Genomic DNA, 18957 nt, shown 5'->3' on the forward strand with positions numbered 1-18957 from the left:
GGTGGCAAACGAGGGTTGGCGAGGGCACGTTGGGCGCTCAGTAGCAGTGCTCGGCTGCCGGGAAGCTGCCGTCGCGCACCGCGGCCGCGTAGCGCGCGACCGCGTCCTCGATGCTGCTCGCGCCTTCCATGAAGTTGCGCACGAAGCGGGCGGTCTTGCCCGGGAAGATGCCGAGCATGTCGTGCAGCACCAGCACCTGGCCGTCGCAGCCGGGACCGGCGCCGATGCCGATGGTGGCCATCGTGCGCAGGCTGATCGTGATCTCGGCGCCGAGCGCGGCCGGCACCATTTCGATGACGACCAGCGAGGCGCCGGCCTGTTCGAGGGCCAGCGCGTCGGCCTTCATGCGGGCAGCGCCTTCGTCGCCGCGGCCCTGCACGCGGTAGCCGCCGAGCTGGTGCACCGATTGCGGCGTCAGGCCGATGTGGGCGCACACCGGCACGCCGCGCTCGACCAGGAAGCGCACGGTTTCGGCCATGTACTCGCCGCCTTCGATCTTGACCATCTGCGCGCCCGCGGCCATCAGGCGGGCGGCATTGCGCATCGCCTGCTCCGGGCTCTCGTGACAGGAGCCGAAGGGCATGTCGGTGACCACCAGCGGGCGGGCATTGGCGCGCGCCACGCATTCGGTGTGGTAGGCCATCTGCTCGAGGGTGACCGGCAGCGTGGATTTCTGGCCCTGCAGCACGTTGCCGAGCGAGTCGCCGATCAGCACGACGTCCACGCCGGCGCGGCCGAGCAGCGCGGCAAAGCTGGCGTCGTAGCCGGTCAGCATGACGATCTTGCGCCCTTCGGCGCGCATCTTGCCGAGTTCGAACAGGGTGACGGGCTTCTGGTCCTGGAGATAGCTCATTCATCGCTCCTGATGGGAGGGCGGAGTTTTCACCAAACTGGTGCGTTGCACAAGTTGATTGTCCCGAATCCGGCTAGGGGTTTACCCAGCGTAACCGAAGAATTCGCGGTAACCGCGCATGTCGCGCAGGCGGGTCAGCAGCAGTTCGAAGTCGTCGTCGTTGTCGACCGGATTCAGCTTGCCGGCATCGACGATGAACAGCGGCGCTGCGTCGTACTGGTAGAAATAGCGCGTATAGCGGTCGGCAACCTGCTGCAGATAGGCTTCGGTGATGCGCCGCTCAGCCTCGAGCCCGCGCTTGTGCACGCGCTCCATCAGCGTGTCGGCGCTGGCCTGCAGGTAGATCACCAGGTCAGGCTGGGGCGTCACCGCAGGCTTCACGCTGTCGTGGATGCGCTGGTGCAAGGCCAGCTCTTCCGGGCTGAGGTTCTGCTCGGCGAACAACCTGTCCTTGTCGAGGATGAAGTCCGACACCACGCGCCGATCTTCCGAGATCGGGCCCAGCGCGGTGAGCTGGTCGATGCGCTGGAACAGGAAGGACAGCTGGGTTGCCATCGCCCAGCGCTCGGGCTGCTGGTAGAAGCGCGCCAGAAAGGGGTTGAGCTCGGCCTGCTCGAACAGGGTCTCGGCCTGCAGCCGTTCGGCCAGACGCCTGGCCAGCGAGGTCTTGCCGGCACCGATCGGGCCTTCGACGACGATGTAGTGTGCTTTTTCGAGCATGTGCGTGCCGGCCTAGCCTTGTATCGGTTGTGGAATTAGCTGCGGAAGATGAAATAAACCGCGCCAAGCATACACAACGCGGCCCAGAGATAGTCAAGCTTGATCGGCTGCTTCATGTACAGCACGACGAAGGGGACGAATACCAGCAGGGTGATCACTTCCTGCATGATCTTGAGCTGGGCCAGATTCAGTGCGGTGGCGCCGATGCGGTTCGCCGGCACCTGCAGCAGGTACTCGAACAGCGCGATGCCCCAGCTCACCAGTGCAGCCAGGTACCAGGCCTTGCCCTGCATGTTCTTCAGGTGGCCGTACCAGGCGAAGGTCATGAACACGTTGGAGGCGGTGAGCAGCAGCGCGGTCTGCAGCCAGACGGGGCTGGCAGTAAGAGGGGCTGTGGCGGACTGGAGCCAGGCGGGCATGATGGGCTCGGAGCAGGGGCTGGAATGAGAGGGGAGGGGTAGCGAAGCGGGGTGGCAGGGCGTCGGGCTCAGGCGCGTGAGATGGCCTGGTCGGCAACGCCCGGCAGCAGATCGGCGGCCCGGCCGTGGCCCGGGATACAGGCCTCGGGTGCGATCTCGGCCAGCGGCACCAGCGTGAAGGCACGCAGATGCATGCGCGGATGCGGCACCTGCAGGCCGGGTTCATCGATGACCGCGTCGCCGTGCAGCAGCAGGTCGAGGTCCATCGTGCGCGGCGCCATGTGGCCGTCGCGCCTGCGGCCGCCTTCATGCTCGATCGCCAGCAGGGCGTCGAGCAGCGGGCGGGCGGCCAGCGTGGTGTCCAGTTCGATCACCGCATTGATGTAATCGGGCTGGCCTTCCACGCCGATGGGCGCGGTGCGGTATGGCGAGGACTGCGCCACGACCCGGGTTCCGGGCAGTTCGGCCAGGCGCTGCAGCGCCAAGGCGAAGGCCGCTGCGGGGTCGCCGAGATTGGCGCCGAAGGCGACGAAGGCGCGCACGGGGAGCGTCATGAGGCAGGGAGAGCTTGCAGGTGAGTCTGCTCAGCCGGCGTCGGCGGGTTGAGATGCCCCTGCCGGCTTGCGGCGCTTGCGGCGGCGCTTCCTGGCTGCGGGAGCGTCGTCTGCCGGCGCCTGGCGGATCAGCTCCTCGCGGGCGTCGTGGCCGGCATGGGCGAAACGGTCCCACCAGTTGACGATCTCCATCGGGATTTCGCCGGCCTGCGCGCGCAGGCGCAGGAAGTCCCAGCCGGCACGGTAGCGCGGCTGTTCGATGAGGCGGTAGGGCGTCTTGCCGGCGCGCTTGTCGAAGCGCGGCTGCAGCGCCCAGATGTCCTTGATGTCGCCGGCGATGCGGCGGGTGATGGCGAGCTTGCCGGCCTGGGCATCGAGCACTTCGTCCATCGCCTCGAACAGCGCCGGCTGCGAGTGTTCGCCGGCAGTCTTCTTCTTTTCCCAGGCGGCCAGCACTTCGTGCCACAGCAGGGTGGCGAACAAAAAGCCGGGCGATACCGACTTGCCCTGGCGCACGCGCTCGTCGGTGTTTTCCAGCGACAGCCAGACGAAGCGTTCGCCCATCGGCTGTTCGAGGATCACGTCGAGCAGCGGCAGCAGGCCGTGGTGCAGGCCTTCCTCGCGCAGCTGCTGCAGGCATTTGACCGCGTGGCCCGAGAACAGCAGCTTCAGCATCTCGTCGAACAGGCGCGCGGCGGGGATGTTTTCCAGCAGCACCGCCATGTCGCGGATCGGGTGGCGCGCGGCGGGGTCGATCGTCAGCCCCAGCTTGGCGCCGAGGCGCACCGCGCGCAGCATCCGCACCGGATCTTCGCGGTAGCGGGTGCGGGGATCGCCGATCATGCGCAGGGTCTTCTGCTGGATGTCGGCGACGCCGTGGTGGTAGTCGACGATGGTCTCGCTGGCCGGGTCGTAGTACAGCGCGTTGACGGTGAAGTCGCGCCGGGTGGCGTCCTCTTCCTGGTTGCCGTAGACGTTATCGCGCAGCACGCGGCCGTGCTCGTCGGTCTCGGCCGACTCGGCGTCCTGGCTGGCGCGGAAGGTGGAGACCTCGATGGTTTCCGGCCCGCTCATCACATGCACGATCTTGAAGCGGCGGCCGATGATGCGCGAACGGCGGAAGGCCGCACGCACTTCCTCGGGCGTGGCGCTGGTGGCGACGTCGTAGTCCTTGGGCGGCTGGCCGATCAGCAGGTCGCGCACCGCGCCGCCGACGACGAAGGCCTTGTAGCCCTTTTCCTGCAGTACGGCGCAGACCTTGCGCGCGGCGGGGGAGAGTTGTTCACGCCGAATGCCGTGGCGTTCGACCGGGATCAGCGCGGGTTCGTGGTGGGCGGATTGCGCCGGGCGCTTGAAAACCTTGCGCAGCAGCTTGCGGATCATCGGAAAAGGCGTCGTTCTTGCATGAGCCGGCAATGATAACCGATCGCCCGCGGCGAGCGGGCTTCGTCCATCAGCGCAGCGAAAGCACCGGCCAGCCCTGCTGCCCGGCGTGGGCGCGCAAGGTGTCGTCGGGATCGACAGCGACCGGATCGGAGACGTGCTTCAGCAGCGGCAGGTCGTTGTGCGAGTCGCTGTAGAACCAGCTGCGCCCGAAGCCGCCGACGTAGAGGCCGAGCGATTCCAGCCAGGCGTTAACGCGGGTGATCTTGCCGGCCTGGAAAGCCGGCGTGCCGCGCGCCTTGCCGGTGAAGGCGCCGTTTTCCTGCGCGGGTATGGTGGCGACCAGGTGGGCAATGCCGAATTCGCGCACGATCGGGCCGGTGACGAAGGCATTGGTGGCGGTGACGACGGCGACCAGCGCGCCTTCGTCCAGGTGCCGCCGGACCAGCGCGCGTGCCTTGGCGGTGATCATCGGCTTCACCGATGTTTCCATGAACTCGCGGTGCCAGGCGTCGAGTTCGGCACGCGCATGGCGGGTGAGCGGGGCGAGCTGGAAGTCGAGGAAGGCGTCGATGTCGAGCGTGCCGGCCTTGTAGTGCTCGTAGAACTCGATGTTCTTCGCTTCCTGCACTTCGCGGTCGAGCACGCCCTTTTCGATCAGGAACTGGGCCCAGGCGAAGTCGGAATCCCCGGCGAGCAGGGTGTTGTCGAGGTCGAAGAGCGCGAGGTTCAAGTGGATGCTCCAGTGGAAGGGGGAAAATGAGGGGCGGAATCAGGATTGAAATCAGATTTCCAGCCCCTGCTGCTGCATCTCGCGCAGCAGGGGCAGGGTGATCGGGCGCTTGCGTTCCAGCGAGGCGGCGTCGAGGGCGTCGAGCACGGCCAGCAGGCAGGGCAGTTCGCGCCGGCCGTGGCGAAGCAGGAAGTTGACCACTTCGTCGGCCAGCCGCAGGCCGCGGCGCTCGGCCAGGGTGGCGAGGATGGTGGCGCGCGAGTCGTCGTCGAGCGGCTGCACTTCGTAGATCAGGCTCTGGCCGATGCGGGTGCGCAGGTCTTCGCGCAAGCCCAGCCCCAGCGGTGCGGCCGGGCCGGCCAGCAGCAGCGACTGGCCATTGTCGCGGCTGCGGTTGAAGGCGTTGAACAGCGCGATCTGCGCCTCGGGCGCGAGGTGATCGATGTCGTCCACCGCGACCAGTGCGTCGGCGGTTTCCGGAAGGGCGTCATCCACGTCTCCGGCGGCGAGGATGTGGGTCGGGCGGCCTGCCTCCCGCGCCAGCGCCACGCTGGCGCGCAGCAGATGGCTGCGGCCGCTGCCCGGCGCGCCCCAGACATAGACGTGGCGCGCCGGCAACTGCCGCGCGGTCGCTACCGAGGCCAGCAGCGACACTGCCGCCACCAATTCGGCGTTGGCGCCGGCGACGAAGTTTTCCAGCGTTGGCGGCGCATCGGCGCGGATGTCGAGGACGAGCTGCTTCATTGCCTGGCGGTCAATGCCGATCGTGATCCACATCCTGCGTGATCACCGGCCGTACCCGCGTGCCGAGATACACCGGGCTGGCGAACCAGGCGTTGCGCACTTCGCGCAGGCCGACTAGCAGCGCGGCGCTGACCGGCAGCGCCACCAGCACGCCGACGAAGCCGAACAGCTGGCCGAAAGCCATCAGCGCGAAGATCACCGCCAGCGGATGCAGGCCGATGCGTTCGCCGACCAGGTAGGGTGTCAGCACGAAACTTTCGATCACCTGGCCCAGCCCGTATACGATGCCGACGCCGATCAGCAGCGGCCAGCCCTCGGCCTGCAGCAGCGCGGCGAGGATGGCGAGGATCAGGCCGCCGCCGTAGCCGACGTAGGGAATGAACACCAGCAGGCCGGTCAGCACGCCGACCGGCAGCCAGAAGTTCAGTCCGGCCAGCCACAGCCCGATGCTGTAGAACACCGCCAGCAGCAGCATCACCGACACTTGTCCGCGCAGGAACTCCGACATCACCGAGTCGATGTCGTTGATGATCGCCATGGTCCGCTCCAGCCAGGGCCGCGGCACGATGCGCTGCAGCTCGGCCAGCAGGCGCGGCCATTCCTGCAGCAGGTAGAACATCACCAGCGGGATCAGGAACAGGTTGGCGACGAAGCCGATCACCACCATGCCGCCGGCCTTGAGATGGCCGAGCACGATCGGCACCAGGTCCTGTGCGTTGCTCCAGTTTTCGGAGATCAGCTGGCGGATCTGGGCAGCGTCGAGCTGCAGGTCGATGCCCAGCCGCGCTTGCAGCAGCGGCGATACCCGGGCGTTGAACATCTCGACCAGGTCGGGCAGGCGGCTCATCAGTTGGACGCCCTCGCGATACACCATCGGCACCAGGATCAGCGCCAGCGCCACCATCACCAGGCCCAGTGCGACGATCACCAGCAGCACTGCCAGCGCGCGCGGCACGCGGCGCGCCACCATCCAGTTCGACCGCCGGGTCGCAGATGTAGGCGAACACTGCGCCGATCACGAAGGGCGCCAGGATGGAGCCCAGCAGCCAGAACAGACCGACCAGTGCGACGGCGATGGCGGTCCAGGCGAGGGTTTGCAGGCGGTAGGCGCGGGGCTGGGTCATTTCGAGTAAAATCGCGGGCTTGGCGCGGGGGCATGCCACCCGCGAAACACGTAAATGTAGCCACTTGGCGTTGCAGCCTCAAGCACGGGCCGCAGCCAGGGGCGCCAGCCGGGCCCGGTCCCGGCATTTCCGCCAGTCCAGAGGAACGATCTTGAGCGCACCCACCTCCTCCAACCAAGCCTCCCTTTCCTACCGCGACGCCGGTGTGGACATCGAAGCGGGCGACGCCCTGGTCGACCGCATCAAGCCGCTGGCCAGGCGCACCATGCGCCCCGAGGTGATGGGCGGCATCGGCGGCTTCGGCGCGCTGTTCGAGCTGTCGAAGAAGTACAGGGAGCCGGTGCTGGTGTCCGGCACCGACGGCGTCGGCACCAAGCTCAAGCTCGCCTTCCAGTTGAACAAGCACGATACCGTCGGCCAGGACCTGGTGGCGATGAGCGTCAACGACATCCTGGTGCAGGGCGCCGAGCCGCTGTTCTTCCTCGACTACTTCGCCTGCGGCAAGCTCGACGTCGACACCGCCGCCGACGTGGTCAAGGGCATCGCCCAGGGCTGCGAACTGGCCGGCTGCGCGCTGATCGGCGGCGAAACCGCGGAAATGCCCGGCATGTACCCGGCGGGCGAATACGACCTCGCCGGCTTCGCCGTCGGCGCGGTCGAGAAGGCCGACATCATCGACGGCAGCCGCATCGCGGCGGGCGACGTCGTGCTCGGCCTGGCTTCCAGCGGTGCCCACTCCAACGGCTACTCGCTGATCCGCAAGATCATCGAAGTCGCCAAACCCGACCTCGACGGCGATTTCCATGGCCGCAAGCTGCGCGACGTGGTCATGGAGCCCACCCGCATCTACGTCAAGCCGCTGCTGGCGCTGATGCAGGCCCAGCCTGGCGTGGTCAAGGGCATGGCCCACATCACCGGCGGCGGCATCACCGAAAACGTGCCGCGCATCCTGGGCGGCGAACTCACCGCCCGCATCGACGCCGCGAGCTGGACGCTGCCGCCGCTGTTCCAGTGGCTGCAGAAGGAAGGCAACGTTGACATGCAGGAGATGTACCGCGTGTTCAACTGCGGCATCGGCATGGCGGTGGTGGTGTCGGCGGCCGACGCCGATGCGGCCGAGGCCGCGCTGAAGGCGGCGGGCGAGACCGTGTATCGTATCGGCCGCATCGACGCGCGCAAGGACGGCGAGGCGCAGACCATCGTCGGCTGAGGTCGCGGGGCTCCACGGCCACCTCCGCAGGGCGGCCTGTACTGAAACCCGGCTGCTGCCGGGTTTCGTCTTTCTGAAGGCGGCCGTCCGTGGGCTGCGGCAGCGGGTGTGGAGGACGGAGTTTTGGGCGGAGCGATGTGAATGCGTGCGGTCTGGATCAGCGGCGTGCTTGCCGCGGCATTGTGGCTGGTGATGGTCTGGCAGCTCGCCGGGTTGAAACCGGGTGCGGTCGCACTCCAGTTCGCCTGGCAGCCAGGGATGTTCGGCGGGATCATTCATCTCTGGCCGCCCGAGGACCTTGAGCTGTATCGCCGCTGGCTGCCGTTCGACTGTCTGGTCCTGCTCGCCTATGGTGCGTTCGGCTGGCTGCTTGCGGTACGAACCCGGGTTTTTGCCCCGCTGCCGCGGATCGTGCGTGGCATTGCGCCTGTCGTGCTGCCGTTGGCGGCCCTGCTCGATCTCGTGGAGAACGGCCTGCACTGGTGGCTCACCGAGGTGCCTCGTTTCGGCATGCCTTCGATCTACCTGACGAGCGCGGCATGCTCGGCGCTGAAATGGTCGCTGGTGATCCTGTTCGGTGCGCTGGTGCTGTGGGCGCTGGCTGCCGACAGGGAGCAGGGCGGAGCTTGAGCGCACCGCCATGCTTCGCGATGGCCTCACCTTCGATATCCGGTTTCCCCTGCTTTGTCTCTTGCTACCCGAGCCCGAAATGCCCAGATCACCCGTTCAAGCTCCGCTTTTCCCGCCCATCGGTCCCTATAGCCACGCAGTTGTGGCCGGCGGCCAGGTTTTCATTTCGGGCACGCCCGGTGTCGATCCAGAAACCGGCCAGATGGCCGGAGACGATGCCTACCGGCAGTCCAGGCAGATCCTGAAGAATTTCCAGGCCATGCTGGAGGCGGCGGGCGGCACGCTCGACGACATCGTCAACATCCAGGTCAACCTGGTGAATGTTGACGACTTCCACGAGATGAACCGGGCCTATGCCGAATTCTTCACCGAGCCTTATCCCGCCCGCGCCGTGGTGGCGGTCGCGGCCCTGCCGAAGCAGGGCGCGCTGATGACGATGAGCGCGATCGCGGTCCTTAGGGCTTGAGTGGCGATGGGTGGCGGCCGTGTGACGGATTGCACATTCGTTCCATGCTCACGGCTGCAATCATTGGCGGCCCATTCCCGTTTCATGATTTCCTGTCCAGGAGCCGGCCACGCATGAAAACGCCTCCGCTTCGCCGCCTCGTCCCGCCGCTCGCGATTCTTGCAGCAGTTTTCCCGAGTCCCCCGCCTGCCGCGGCGCAGGATGCGAAGCCGATTGCGCTGGCCGTCAGCGAAGGCACTTCGGGCGGCATCGATGCCGCCACGGCCCGCAGGAAGTACGCGCCGATGGCGGAACGCCTGTCCGCTGCGCTCGGCAGGAAGGTCGAAGTCGTCTTCGTGCGGGAATTCGCCGAGCTGGAAAAGGGCATGAAGGACGGCCGTTTCGATTTCGTCGTCGCCCGCCCGTCCGACTATCCGGCACGCGGCCTGCGCGACTACGGCTACCAGTACGTCGCCAATGCCGAGCCCGAGGGCCATTGCATGCTGGCCGTGCCGGCCGGTTCGCCGATCCGGACGCTCGCGCAGCTGCGCGGCAAGACCTTCGTACTGCCGGAGGAGGTCGCCTACATGACGCGTTTCTGCCGTGCCGAGCTGCGTGACAAGGGCATCGACCTGGCAAGGGAGAAGGTTTTCTACGTGCGCGAGCAGGGGGCGATTCCTTTCGGTCTGGAAAAGGGCATCGTCGATGTCGGCGGCATGGCGTCCTATTCCGGAGCGATCCGCCAGTGGCGGGAAAAGGGGCATCGCGTACTGCACGAATCGGTCGGCCAGCCCTACATGCCCGTCGTCGCCGGTCCCCGGGTATCGTCCGAGGCGCTGGACCTGGCGCGTGCGGCCTTGCTTGGCCTGTCCTCGGACGAACAGGGCAAGGCCTTTCTGCACCAGCTCGGGATCAACGGCTTCAAGGCGGACGGCGAAGCGCGCTTGCGCGCCTTGCTGGAGTGGCTGGGAGTTTGAATTGAGTTTCTTTCTTTCATGACCTGGTCTTTCGCGCAACGGGCGCAGATATTCCGCCTTGCCGAGGCGGGCGGGCTGACGCGGGCGCAGCTCGCGCGGGCGGCGGCTTGCTCGCCCTTGCAGCCGGCACCCGGCGAGTGGCGGCAGATGCTCGACCGCCTGCTGGCTTTCGGCGCTGCGCTGCTGCTGGGTGCAGGCGTGGTGTTCTTCTTTGCCTGGAACTGGGATGCCCTGCATCGTTTCGCCAAGTTCGGACTGGCTGCCGCAGCCTTGCTGGCATGCGGGCTCACGGCTTTGTGGGTAGCGCCGCGCGGCATTGCATTCCGGGCCGCGCTGTTCGGTGCCTGCATCGCCACCGGCGCGCTGCTGGCGCTGATCGGCCAGACCTACCAGACAGGTGCGGACGTGTGGGAGCTGTTCGCCGCCTGGGCGGCGCTGATGCTTCCTTTTGCGCTGTTGTCGCGTTCGGCGGCCAGTTGGACGCTGTGGCTGGCCGTGGCGAACATGGCCCTGCTGCGCGCGCTCTCACAGACCGGTTTGATGGGCGCCTGGGCCTACATCGACGGCTTGCTCGGCCTGAATTCGCTGTTGCTGGTGGCAGGGCTGAACCTGGCGGTGTTATTGGCCTTCGAGTGCCTGAGCCGTTGGCTGCTGGCCGATGCGCAGCGCTGGATGGCGCGGCTGGCGGCGCTGGGGGTGGTGGCGCCCTTGTGCGCGGCGGCAGTGCTGGGCTGGTTCGAGGACGATTTTCGGTCGGGGCTGATGGCATTTGCGCTGGCCGCACTTGCGGGCGGCGCCGTGTATGGCCTGTGGCGGCGGGATGTCGCGATCCTGGCCTTGCTGGTCTATGCGGCAATCGCGGTGCTGACGGCAGGGCTGCTGCACCTGCTCGACGACTTCGATTTCCTCGCCCTGAACGTGTTGGGCTTGTTCGTGATCCTGGCTTCCGGTGCCGCGGGCTGGGGGCTGATGCGGCTCCACCGCGAGGATGGCGATGGCGGGGGTGGGGCGTGAGCGCGCGCGAACGGGGAGGGAGCGGCAGCCTTGCCGATCTGCTGTGCGAGCGCGGCATCGTCGATGAAGCGGAACGGCAGGCGCTGTCGGCGCGGACGCCCGGGCCGTGGTGGCTGATGCTGCTGCAGGCGCTGGCGGCATGGTTTGCGTCGCTGTTGATCGTGTCGGCGCTGGTGCTGCCCGTGATCGGCCTTGGTTCCGCGGGAGCCGGCGTGGTGGGCGGCGCCTTGTGCATTGCGGCGGTTGCGCTGTGCCGGCGTGGAGGTCTGTTCGCCGACCAGATGGGGCTGGCCTTGTCGCTGGCGGGCCAGGGCTTGCTGGTGTGGACGGCGGGTGAATGGTTCGGGCCGGATGCGTGGCGCCGGATGGCGGGCGTGGCCGTGCTGGCCAGCGGGGCGATGTTGCTGCCGCGTGCAAGCCGGCTGCACCGGGTGGTGTGTGCCCTGCTGCTGAGTGTGGCGCTTGGCGTGCTGATCGGTTCCGGAGTCGCCGGCGAGGCATTCGGCGTTGCCTTGATGGCAGCGGCGGTGCTGGCCTGCATCACCCGTGAACGCTGGGCGGCACAGCCGTGGAGCGGCCTCGCCGGGGCGCTGGGGCTGGCTTTCGGTCTGGCTGCGCTGGTGCTGCCGCCGATGCTGATGCGGGCCCGGACGGCGTTCGTGTTCGAGGGTGCGGATTACCACAGCCCGATGATCGGGCTGGCGGCTGGCGCGGCGCTGGTCTCGATCGCCCTGCTTGGGTATCTGCTGCGGGCAGCTTCTCCTGCGTCACGTCTGGCGGCATGCGGTTTTGCGCTGTTGTGGGCGCTGGTGTTCCACACCGCTCCGGGCCTGATCGTGGCGGTCGGTTTGTTCATGGCCGCGTTCCAGGCCAGCCAGCGCACGCTGGCGGGCTTTGCGCTGCTGGCGGCAGTGCTGTACGTGGGCGAGTTCTACTATCTGCTGGATGTGAGCCTGCTGCACAAGTCCGTTTTGCTGGTGCTGGGCGGTGCGGCCTTGCTGGCCTTGCGGGCATGGGTGCTGCGCATCGAGGCGGGGGCGCGGACATGAGCCGCCGGAACTGGCTGCGCATTGCCATCGTCGCGTCGGTGGCGCTGGTGCTCGGCGTGTCGCTGAAGGCGGTCCTCGACCGTGAAGCGGTCCTTGCGCAAGGGCGTGCAGTGCTGCTGGAATTGGCGCCGGTGGATCCGCGTTCGCTGATGCAGGGCGACTACATGGCGCTGAGTTTCGCCGTCGACCGTGAAGTGATGGATCAGTGGGACGAAAGAAGGGCGCGTGATCTCCCTCCGGCGGCATATGCCTTGCTGGCGCTGGATGCCGATGGCCGCGGCCAGCTGGCGGGCGTGAGCGACGTGCTGCCGGCCGACGGCACGGTGGCGATGCGTATCCGCTGGCGCGAGGGCGGCCCCACGGTCGGGCCGAATGCCTTCTTTTTCCAGGAGGGCACGGCTGAAACCTACGAGGCGGCGCGCTGGGGAGAATTCCGCGTGGCGGCGGACGGCAGCGCGCTGCTGACGCATCTGCGCGACGAGGCGCTGCAGCGCCTGGGCGAGCAGCGGCGCTGAGGCCGGCCGGCGGCCGTGGCAGAGGCCACGGGCGGATGAACTCGGGTGGAGGCCGCGCTGTCTGCTTTCTGCATCGCCGCACGTGCCTGTGGGACAATCGCGGCGCTGTGTTTTATTCTCATTCTCGTCTCCCGCCGGATTGCCATGTCGTCTCGCCGCCCCATCATCGTCGCCCTGTGCGCCATCGGCCTAGCCGGCCTGGCGGCATATGCCTGGTACGCCAATCGGCCCCACGGTACGGCCCCGCAGCAGGCAGCCGCCCAGCCAGCCGCGGAGGCGCCGGTGGTCGTCGAGGTGGCGAGAGCGGAACGGCGGGCGATGGCCGACGACGTCACTGCCGTCGGCTCGCTGGTGTCCAACGAATCGGTGGTGCTGCGGCCGGAAGTGGCGGGGCGTATTTCGCGCATTGCCTTCCGCGACGGCGAGTCGGTCAGGCGCGGTGAGGTGCTGGTCGAGCTGGATGCGGCGGTGCAGCGCGCCGAACTGCAGCAGGCGCAGGCCAACCTGACGCTGGCCGAGGCCAATTTCCGCCGCAGCGAGGACCTGTTCGCGCGCAAGTTCGTCAGCCAGAGCAGCCGCGACAACGCCCGCGCCGAACTCGAAGTGGCACGTGCCGGCGTTGCGCTGGCGCGCGCGCGGCTGGAGCGCACGCAGATCCGCGCGCCGTTCGACAGCGTGGTCGGCATCCGCAGCGTCAGTCCCGGCGATTACGTCAAGGACGGCGATGCGCTGATCAACCTCGAGGACATCGCCACGCTAAAAGTGGATTTCCGTCTGCCCGAGATGTATCTCGATCGTGTGAAGCCCGGCCAGAGCCTGGAACTGAGCAGCGACGTGCTGCCCGGCGGCAGCTTCGCCGCCCGGGTGGATGCGATCGATCCGCTGGTCGATGCCCAGGGCCGCGCGGTGCGGCTGCGCGCCAGCCTGGCCAACCCCGAAGGCCGGCTGCGTCCCGGCGTGTTCGTGCGTGTGCGGCTGATCCTGGCCGAGCGGCCCAAGGTGCTGGTGGTGCCCGAGACGGCGCTGGTGCCGGCGCCCGGCAACGTCCAGTTCGTCTATCGGGTGGTGGATGGCAGGGCGCAGCGGGTGGATGTGCGCACCGGCATGCGGCGCGAGACGATGGTGGAGATCGTCGATGGGCTGGATGCGGGGGCGGAGGTGGTCACCGCCGGCCAGCTCAAGCTGCGCGACGGCGCACCGGTGAGCGTGCCGCAGGCTGCCGTGGCCGGCGCGGCCTGAATCACGGGGAGCCGCGAAGATGGCCATCTCCGATATCTGCATCAGGCGCCCGGTCTTCGCCACCGTGCTGTCGCTGCTGGTGCTGCTGGTGGGGCTGATGTCCTATTCGCGGCTGACGGTGCGCGAATACCCCAACATCGACGAACCGGTGGTGACGGTCGATACCACCTACCGCGGCGCGAGCGCGGCGATCGTCGAATCCCAGGTGACCAAGCCGCTGGAAGATTCGCTGGCCGGCATCGAGGGCGTGGACGTGCTGTCGTCGATCAGCCGCCAGGAGCGCAGCCAGATCACCGTGCGTTTCCGCGTCGAGCGCAATGCCGACAGCGCCGCCGCCGACGTGCGCGACCGTGTGTCGCGCGTGCGCCGCCGCCTGCCCGACGATGTCGATGAGCCCGTGATCGCCAAGGTCGAGGCCGACGCCAACCCGATCATCTGGGTGGCGTTCTCTTCCGACCGCCATTCGCCGCTGGAAATGAGCGACTTCGCCAGCCGCGTCATCAAACCCAGGCTGCAGACCCTGCCGGGAGCGGCGGATGCGCGGATGTTCGGCGAGCGGCGCTATTCGATGCGGATCTGGCTGGATCGCGAGCGCCTGGCGGCCTTCGGCCTGACCGTGCAGGAGGTGGAAAACGCCATCCGCGGCCAGAACGTGGAACTGCCCGCCGGCCGCATCGAAAGCAGTCAGCGTGAATTTGCCGTGGTGGCGCGCACCGATCTTGCCCGGATAGACGAATTCGAGGCGGTGGTGGTGCGCCAGCCGGCCAATGCTGCCGACTACCCGGTGCGCATCCGCGACATCGGCCGTGTCGAAGTGGCGCCGGAGAACGAACGTTCGTCGGTACGCTTCATGGGCAAGCCGTCGATCTCGATCGGCCTGATCAAGCAGGCTACGGCCAACCCCCTCGATCTCAAGCAGGGCCTGGTGGAGATGCTGCCGCGGCTGGAGCATGAGCTGCCCGAAGGCATGTCGATGATGATCGCCAACGACAGCACGGTGTTCATCGAGCGCTCGATCGATGCGGTGTTCTCGACGATCTGGGAGGCGGTGCTGCTGGTGGCGGCGGTTTGCCTGTTCTTCCTGCGCAACTGGCGCGCGATGCTGGTGCCGCTGGTGACGATCCCGGTGTCGCTGGTGGGCGTGTTCACGCTGATGTTCGCGCTTGGCTTTTCGATCAACACCCTGACCCTGCTCGCGCTGGTACTGGCGATCGGCCTGGTGGTGGACGACGCCATCGTCGTGCTGGAGAACATCTACCGCCACATCGAGGAAGGCATGGCGCCGATGGCGGCCGCTTTCCAGGGCGCCAAGGAAATCGGCTTCGCCGTGGTGGCGATGACGATCACGCTGGCCGCCGTGTATGCGCCGGTGGCCTTCATGACCGGCCGTACCGGCAAGCTGTTCACCGAGTTCGCGCTGACGCTGGCCGGCGCGGTGATCGTGTCCGGTTTCGTCGCGCTGACGCTGTCGCCGATGATGTGCTCGAAACTGTTGCGTCACGAGCGCAGCCACGGCCCGATCTACAACGCCGTCGAAGGCTTCCTGAACTGGCTCACCGAGGGCTACCGCAGCCTGCTGGAAGCTTCGCTGAAGATGCGCTGGCTGGTGATGCTGGCCTTCGCGGCGGTGGCGGGCACTTCGGTGCTGCTGCTGGGGCAGCTGAAGAACGAACTGGCACCGCTTGAGGACCGCGGCCGCGTGATCGGCATGTTCAACGGCCCGGAAGGCTCGACCATCGACTACATGGCGCGCTACGCGCTGGAGATCGAGCGCATCTATGGGAGCCTGCCGGAGGTCGATCGCTATCTGGTCATCACCGGCAATCCGACGGTGTCGCAGGGTATCTCCTTCGTCGGCTTCACCGACTGGAGCGAGCGGGAACGCGGCGCATCGCAGATCGCCGAGGAGCTGGGGCCCAGGTTGAAGGCGATTCCGGGAGTGAATGCCTTCCCGGTGATGCCGGCTTCCTTCGGCCAGAGTCCGCGTTCGCGGCCGCTCAGCTTCGTGGTGTCGACTTCCGAGTCCTATGACGAACTCGCGCGCCATGCCGAAGCGATCCTGAACGAGATGCGAAGCAACCCGGGCTTCGTGTCGCCCGATACCGACCTCAAGCTGACGCTGCCGGAATTGTCGGTCGAGGTCGACCGCGACCGCGCAGCGGATCTGGGCGTGCCGGTCGATGTCATCGGCCGTACGCTGGAAACCATGCTCGGCGGCCGGCAGGTCACGCGCTACAAGAAGGATGCCGAACAGTACGACGTGATCGTGCAGGTCGCTGCCTTCAACCGCACCGATCCGCGCGACATCCGCGACATCTTCGTGCGCGCCCGCAACGGCGACATGGTGCCGCTGGCCAACGTGGTGAAGGTCAGCGAGGCTGTCGCGCCGCGCGAACTCAACCACTTCGGCCAGCGCCGCTCGGTGACGATCCAGGCCAGCCTGGCGCCCGGCTATGCGCTGGGCGAAGCCCTGCAGTGGATGGAGCAGATCGCTGCCCGCATCCTGCCGCCAGGCTACGCCACCGACTACGACGGCCAGTCGCGCGAATTCAAGACCAGCTCGGCCAGCCTGGCGCTGGTGTTCATGCTGGCGCTGGCCTTCATCTACCTGGTGCTGGCGGCGCAGTTCGAGAGCTTCCGCGACCCCTTCATCATCATGCTGACCGTGCCGCTGTCGATGACCGGCGCGCTCGGCGCGCTGTGGCTGGCCGGCGGCACGCTCAACGTCTATAGCCAGATCGGGCTGGTGACCCTGGTCGGCCTGATCACCAAGCACGGCATCCTGATCGTGGAATTCTCCAACCAGTTGCGCGAGCAGGGCCGCGAGTTGATGGAGGCGGTGGTCGAAGCCGCGGTGCTGCGCCTGCGCCCGATCCTGATGACCACCGGCGCGATGGTGCTGGGCTCGGTGCCGCTGGCGCTGGCGACCGGCGCGGGCGCCGAAAGCCGTCAGCAGATCGGCTGGGTCATCGTCGGCGGCCTGCTGCTCGGCACCTTCTTCACGCTGTTCGTGGTGCCGACGGTGTATTCGCTGCTGGCGCGCAAGCAGCGCGAGGCGGTCGAGCCTGCCGTGGAAGCGGTTGATGCACGGGTCTGATACGAACCGCGCCGTCAATATGCACGGGGGCAATCGGAGAAGGCTTTGATATCGGCCTTGTTCCCGGATGGCTTCCCTGAAAGGAAACAGCGGCCAAAAGAAAACTCCCTGGCGCTGATGCGGGCAGGGAGCGTATCGGTACAGCTGCTCGGGGCCTGTCAGGCCGTGGATTCGGCCTTCTGCAGGATCGCGTACATCTGATCCTTCAGCAGCAGCTTCTGCTTCTTCAGGATTTCCACCTCTTCGTGCGTCGCATGTTCGATGTGCGACTCGATGTTCTTGATCTGCTGATCGAGCGCGTTGTGCTTGTCGAACAGGCCCAGGAAATGGCGGTCGGTGGTCTTGAGCTGGGTGATCAGGTCACGGTATTCAGGAAACATAGGCACACTCCGGTGATCGTGGGTAAGGGAAACCGGGGGGACACCGAGTCCGTTGCCATCACTGTACTCCTCCGTCCGTGGTGCGCCAAGTTGGTGCAGGGGCGTCAGCCGAACAGGTAGGGGAACAGCCGCAGTTTTTCCTCTTCGGTCAGGGCTTCCATGCGGGCGATGTTGCGCGCCGGGATGCCGTCGACGTCGGGGTGGTGCTCGATGGCTTTCTCCAGGCTTTCCTCGCGGATGACGTGCAGCAGCGGCCAGGGCGAGCGGTTGGTCAGGTTGCCGGCATCGTCGGCTTCGGTGTCGGCGAACTGGTATTGCGGATGGAAGCTCGCCACCTGCAGTTCGCCTTCCCAGCCGAACTGCTCCACCCACAGGTCGACCGCGTCGAGAAAGTCGTTGTAGTCGCCGAAATCCTCAAGCATGTCGGGAATCGCCAGCAGCGTGGTTTCCAGTTCTTCCACCGGGGTATCGGCCAGGCGTTCGAGTTCGGCCTGCAGGTCGTTGAGCAGGGTTTCCTCGTCGGTGGCGTGGCTGATGGCGATGCGCACGCGCTTCTCGCGCCGCGGCCTGGCGGCGAAGGGACAGAGGTCGAGGCCGATGACGACCTCGTCGAGCCACTGGTTGATGTCGTCGATGATCTGTTGATCCATGGGTTTGTTCCGTGTGTGCAGGAGGTGTTCAGGCTGCGATCAGCTGCAGCGCGGTGTGGAGGACGGCGTCGGCGAGATCCGGCCGCAGGCAGTCGAGTTCGACCAGGCCGGGCCAGCTTTCGCGGAACTGGCGCTGCCAGGTGAGCTGGCGCTTGGCAAGCTGGCGGGTGGCGGCGATGCCCTTGAAGCGCAGTTCGTCGTGGCCGATGGCGCCGTCGAGGTATTCCCAGGCCTGGCGGTAGCCGACGCAGCGCATCGACGGCATGTCCGGGTTCAAGCGGTAGGTCCGGCGCAACCGGCGGACTTCGTCGACGAAGCCGGCGTGCAGCATGGTATCGAAGCGTTCGGCGATGCGCGCATGCAGCACGCTGCGGTCCGAGGGCGCGAGCGCCATCGTCAGCAGGCGGCAGGGCAGGGCATGGTCTTCCTTGCGCGCATAGCTTTCGGCCAGCGGCCGGCCGGTGAGGCGGACGATTTCGAGCGCGCGCTGGATGCGCTGGGCGTCGGTGGGTTCCAGCCGCGCGGCGGCGTCAGGGTCGAGGCGGGCGAGTTCGGCATGCAGTGCCGGCCAGCCGTGCGCGGCGGCTTCTTCGTCGATGGCGCTGCGCAGTCCGGTATCCGCCGCAGGCAGGTCCGAGAGGCCGTCGCGCAGCGTCTTGAAGTACAGCATGGTGCCGCCGGCCAGCAGCGGGATGCGGCCGCGTGCGCAGATGTCCCGCATCAGGCGGCTGGCGTCGGCGCGGAAGCGCGCGGCCGAGTAGCTTTCTTCCGGCGAGACGATGTCGATCAGGTGGTGCGGACAGGCGGCCAGCTCCCCGGCGCTCGGCTTGGCGGTGCCGATGTCCATGTCGCGGTACACCAGCGCCGAGTCGACGCTGATGATCTCGACCGGCAGGTGGCGGGCGAGGGCGAGCGCGCAGGCGGTCTTGCCGCTGGCGGTGGGGCCGAGCAGCAGCAGGGCGGGCGGAAGCGTGGAAGGCGGGGTGTCGGTCACGGGACGGGCAGTGAAGAAGCGGTGTGGCGAGGCGATCGATGGACCTGCATCGATTGGGGCGGGATTATCCGCTGCTTGACAGGCCTTGGGCAAAGCGATGGAGAAGCAATGATCGGCCTTGCTCATCCTCGATGCCGATTGAATTATGATTTTGGTATTTTCAGCCCGCCTCTTCTGCCAATGCTTCGCACTTGTTCGTTCCACCGCAGGCGGCGTCTACTGCGAGC

Annotated in this window: 19 protein-coding genes and 1 pseudogene; 9 read left to right on the plus strand and 11 right to left on the minus strand. The window is 67.2% G+C overall.

Annotated features, from left to right (window positions below; translation table 11 throughout):
* Nucleotides 1-37 precede the first annotated feature (37 nt).
* From panB to QM748_RS01700, 8 genes and pseudogenes are all read right to left on the minus strand, one after another.
* Entirely contained in the window at nucleotides 38-853 is an 816-nt protein-coding gene (gene panB / locus QM748_RS01665; RefSeq protein WP_415245348.1) for a 3-methyl-2-oxobutanoate hydroxymethyltransferase, read from the minus strand.
* A gap of 81 nt (nucleotides 854-934) precedes the next feature.
* Nucleotides 935-1573: a deoxynucleoside kinase gene (locus tag QM748_RS01670; RefSeq protein WP_415245349.1), complete on the minus strand. Its 639-nt coding sequence runs from the start codon at nucleotides 1571-1573 to the stop codon at nucleotides 935-937.
* 35 nt (nucleotides 1574-1608) lie between these two features.
* Nucleotides 1609-1992 carry a DMT family protein gene (locus QM748_RS01675; RefSeq protein ID WP_415245350.1) on the minus strand — a complete coding sequence of 128 codons (384 nt, stop codon included), beginning with the start codon at nucleotides 1990-1992 and terminating at the stop codon, nucleotides 1609-1611.
* A 68-nt stretch (nucleotides 1993-2060) separates the two neighbouring features.
* Entirely contained in the window at nucleotides 2061-2546 is a 486-nt protein-coding gene (gene folK, locus QM748_RS01680) for a 2-amino-4-hydroxy-6-hydroxymethyldihydropteridine diphosphokinase (protein ID WP_415245351.1), read from the minus strand.
* Between the two features lie 30 nt (nucleotides 2547-2576).
* Entirely contained in the window at nucleotides 2577-3929 is a 1353-nt protein-coding gene (pcnB, locus tag QM748_RS01685; RefSeq protein WP_415245352.1) for a polynucleotide adenylyltransferase PcnB, read from the minus strand.
* Between the two features lie 70 nt (nucleotides 3930-3999).
* On the minus strand, nucleotides 4000-4662 hold the full coding sequence (locus QM748_RS01690; RefSeq protein ID WP_415245353.1) for an HAD family hydrolase: 663 nt from the start codon (nucleotides 4660-4662) through the stop codon (nucleotides 4000-4002).
* Between the two features lie 51 nt (nucleotides 4663-4713).
* Complete coding sequence (gene hda, locus QM748_RS01695) at nucleotides 4714-5406, minus strand: DnaA regulatory inactivator Hda (protein WP_415245354.1); 693 nt, start codon at nucleotides 5404-5406, stop codon at nucleotides 4714-4716.
* Nucleotides 5407-5416: 10 nt separating this feature from the next.
* A pseudogene (locus tag QM748_RS01700) lies at nucleotides 5417-6530 on the minus strand (AI-2E family transporter).
* Nucleotides 6531-6681: 151 nt separating this feature from the next.
* Here QM748_RS01700 and purM point away from each other — a divergent pair.
* The 9 genes from purM to QM748_RS01745 all read left to right on the plus strand — a co-directional run bounded on the left by purM (nucleotide 6682) and on the right by QM748_RS01745 (nucleotide 16706).
* On the plus strand, nucleotides 6682-7740 hold the full coding sequence (purM, locus tag QM748_RS01705; protein ID WP_415245355.1) for a phosphoribosylformylglycinamidine cyclo-ligase: 1059 nt from the start codon (nucleotides 6682-6684) through the stop codon (nucleotides 7738-7740).
* Nucleotides 7741-7881: 141 nt separating this feature from the next.
* Nucleotides 7882-8370, plus strand: coding sequence for a hypothetical protein (locus tag QM748_RS01710; RefSeq protein ID WP_415245356.1), 489 nt, complete (start codon nucleotides 7882-7884; stop codon nucleotides 8368-8370).
* 10 nt (nucleotides 8371-8380) lie between these two features.
* Nucleotides 8381-8836 carry a RidA family protein gene (locus QM748_RS01715; protein ID WP_415245357.1) on the plus strand — a complete coding sequence of 152 codons (456 nt, stop codon included), beginning with the start codon at nucleotides 8381-8383 and terminating at the stop codon, nucleotides 8834-8836.
* 113 nt (nucleotides 8837-8949) lie between these two features.
* Nucleotides 8950-9792, plus strand: a complete 843-nt coding sequence (locus QM748_RS01720; RefSeq protein WP_415245358.1) for a phosphate/phosphite/phosphonate ABC transporter substrate-binding protein — start codon at nucleotides 8950-8952, stop codon at nucleotides 9790-9792.
* Between the two features lie 18 nt (nucleotides 9793-9810).
* The gene (locus QM748_RS01725) at nucleotides 9811-10806 is read left to right on the plus strand and encodes a DUF2157 domain-containing protein (protein ID WP_415245359.1); all 996 of its coding nucleotides are present in this window, start codon (nucleotides 9811-9813) and stop codon (nucleotides 10804-10806) included.
* Nucleotides 10803-11855, plus strand: a complete 1053-nt coding sequence (locus QM748_RS01730) for a DUF4401 domain-containing protein (protein ID WP_415245360.1) — start codon at nucleotides 10803-10805, stop codon at nucleotides 11853-11855. The genes QM748_RS01725 and QM748_RS01730 overlap by 4 nt, the downstream gene beginning before the upstream one ends.
* On the plus strand, nucleotides 11852-12370 hold the full coding sequence (locus QM748_RS01735; RefSeq protein ID WP_415245361.1) for a GDYXXLXY domain-containing protein: 519 nt from the start codon (nucleotides 11852-11854) through the stop codon (nucleotides 12368-12370). Before QM748_RS01730 ends, QM748_RS01735 begins: the two co-directional genes overlap by 4 nt.
* A 144-nt stretch (nucleotides 12371-12514) precedes the next feature.
* Nucleotides 12515-13609, plus strand: coding sequence for an efflux RND transporter periplasmic adaptor subunit (locus QM748_RS01740; RefSeq protein ID WP_415245362.1), 1095 nt, complete (start codon nucleotides 12515-12517; stop codon nucleotides 13607-13609).
* A gap of 19 nt (nucleotides 13610-13628) precedes the next feature.
* Nucleotides 13629-16706: an efflux RND transporter permease subunit gene (locus QM748_RS01745; protein WP_415245363.1), complete on the plus strand. Its 3078-nt coding sequence runs from the start codon at nucleotides 13629-13631 to the stop codon at nucleotides 16704-16706.
* Nucleotides 16707-16864: 158 nt separating this feature from the next.
* On the opposite strand, the gene QM748_RS01750 is transcribed toward QM748_RS01745, so the two are convergent.
* The 3 genes from QM748_RS01750 to miaA all read right to left on the minus strand — a co-directional run bounded on the left by QM748_RS01750 (nucleotide 16865) and on the right by miaA (nucleotide 18730).
* Entirely contained in the window at nucleotides 16865-17086 is a 222-nt protein-coding gene (locus QM748_RS01750) for a YdcH family protein (RefSeq protein WP_415245364.1), read from the minus strand.
* A gap of 104 nt (nucleotides 17087-17190) precedes the next feature.
* Nucleotides 17191-17736 (minus strand): DUF1415 domain-containing protein, encoded by a 546-nt coding sequence (locus QM748_RS01755; protein WP_415245365.1) that lies wholly within the window; start codon nucleotides 17734-17736, stop codon nucleotides 17191-17193.
* A 28-nt stretch (nucleotides 17737-17764) separates the two neighbouring features.
* Nucleotides 17765-18730 carry a tRNA (adenosine(37)-N6)-dimethylallyltransferase MiaA gene (gene miaA, locus QM748_RS01760; RefSeq protein ID WP_415245366.1) on the minus strand — a complete coding sequence of 322 codons (966 nt, stop codon included), beginning with the start codon at nucleotides 18728-18730 and terminating at the stop codon, nucleotides 17765-17767.
* Nucleotides 18731-18957 lie beyond the last annotated feature (227 nt).

This window comes from Thauera sp. (assembly GCF_047601425.1).
Lineage (GTDB): Bacteria > Pseudomonadota > Gammaproteobacteria > Burkholderiales > Rhodocyclaceae > Thauera.

Excerpts from the sequence above, each read along its gene's own strand:
- QM748_RS01725 (WP_415245359.1), top strand. The coding sequence starts at position 9,811 with ATGACCTGGTCTTTCGCGCAACGGGCGCAGATATTCCGCCTTGCCGAG.
- QM748_RS01720 (WP_415245358.1), top strand. The coding sequence starts at position 8,950 with ATGAAAACGCCTCCGCTTCGCCGCCTCGTCCCGCCGCTCGCGATTCTT.
- QM748_RS01675 (WP_415245350.1), bottom strand. The coding sequence starts at position 1,992 with ATGCCCGCCTGGCTCCAGTCCGCCACAGCCCCTCTTACTGCCAGCCCC.
- QM748_RS01710 (WP_415245356.1), top strand. The coding sequence starts at position 7,882 with ATGCGTGCGGTCTGGATCAGCGGCGTGCTTGCCGCGGCATTGTGGCTG.
- hda (WP_415245354.1), bottom strand. The coding sequence starts at position 5,406 with ATGAAGCAGCTCGTCCTCGACATCCGCGCCGATGCGCCGCCAACGCTG.
- QM748_RS01740 (WP_415245362.1), top strand. The coding sequence starts at position 12,515 with ATGTCGTCTCGCCGCCCCATCATCGTCGCCCTGTGCGCCATCGGCCTA.
- panB (WP_415245348.1), bottom strand. The coding sequence starts at position 853 with ATGAGCTATCTCCAGGACCAGAAGCCCGTCACCCTGTTCGAACTCGGC.
- QM748_RS01735 (WP_415245361.1), top strand. The coding sequence starts at position 11,852 with ATGAGCCGCCGGAACTGGCTGCGCATTGCCATCGTCGCGTCGGTGGCG.
- QM748_RS01755 (WP_415245365.1), bottom strand. The coding sequence starts at position 17,736 with ATGGATCAACAGATCATCGACGACATCAACCAGTGGCTCGACGAGGTC.
- QM748_RS01745 (WP_415245363.1), top strand. The coding sequence starts at position 13,629 with ATGGCCATCTCCGATATCTGCATCAGGCGCCCGGTCTTCGCCACCGTG.
- QM748_RS01750 (WP_415245364.1), bottom strand. The coding sequence starts at position 17,086 with ATGTTTCCTGAATACCGTGACCTGATCACCCAGCTCAAGACCACCGAC.
- QM748_RS01715 (WP_415245357.1), top strand. The coding sequence starts at position 8,381 with ATGCTTCGCGATGGCCTCACCTTCGATATCCGGTTTCCCCTGCTTTGT.
- folK (WP_415245351.1), bottom strand. The coding sequence starts at position 2,546 with ATGACGCTCCCCGTGCGCGCCTTCGTCGCCTTCGGCGCCAATCTCGGC.
- QM748_RS01670 (WP_415245349.1), bottom strand. The coding sequence starts at position 1,573 with ATGCTCGAAAAAGCACACTACATCGTCGTCGAAGGCCCGATCGGTGCC.
- pcnB (WP_415245352.1), bottom strand. The coding sequence starts at position 3,929 with ATGATCCGCAAGCTGCTGCGCAAGGTTTTCAAGCGCCCGGCGCAATCC.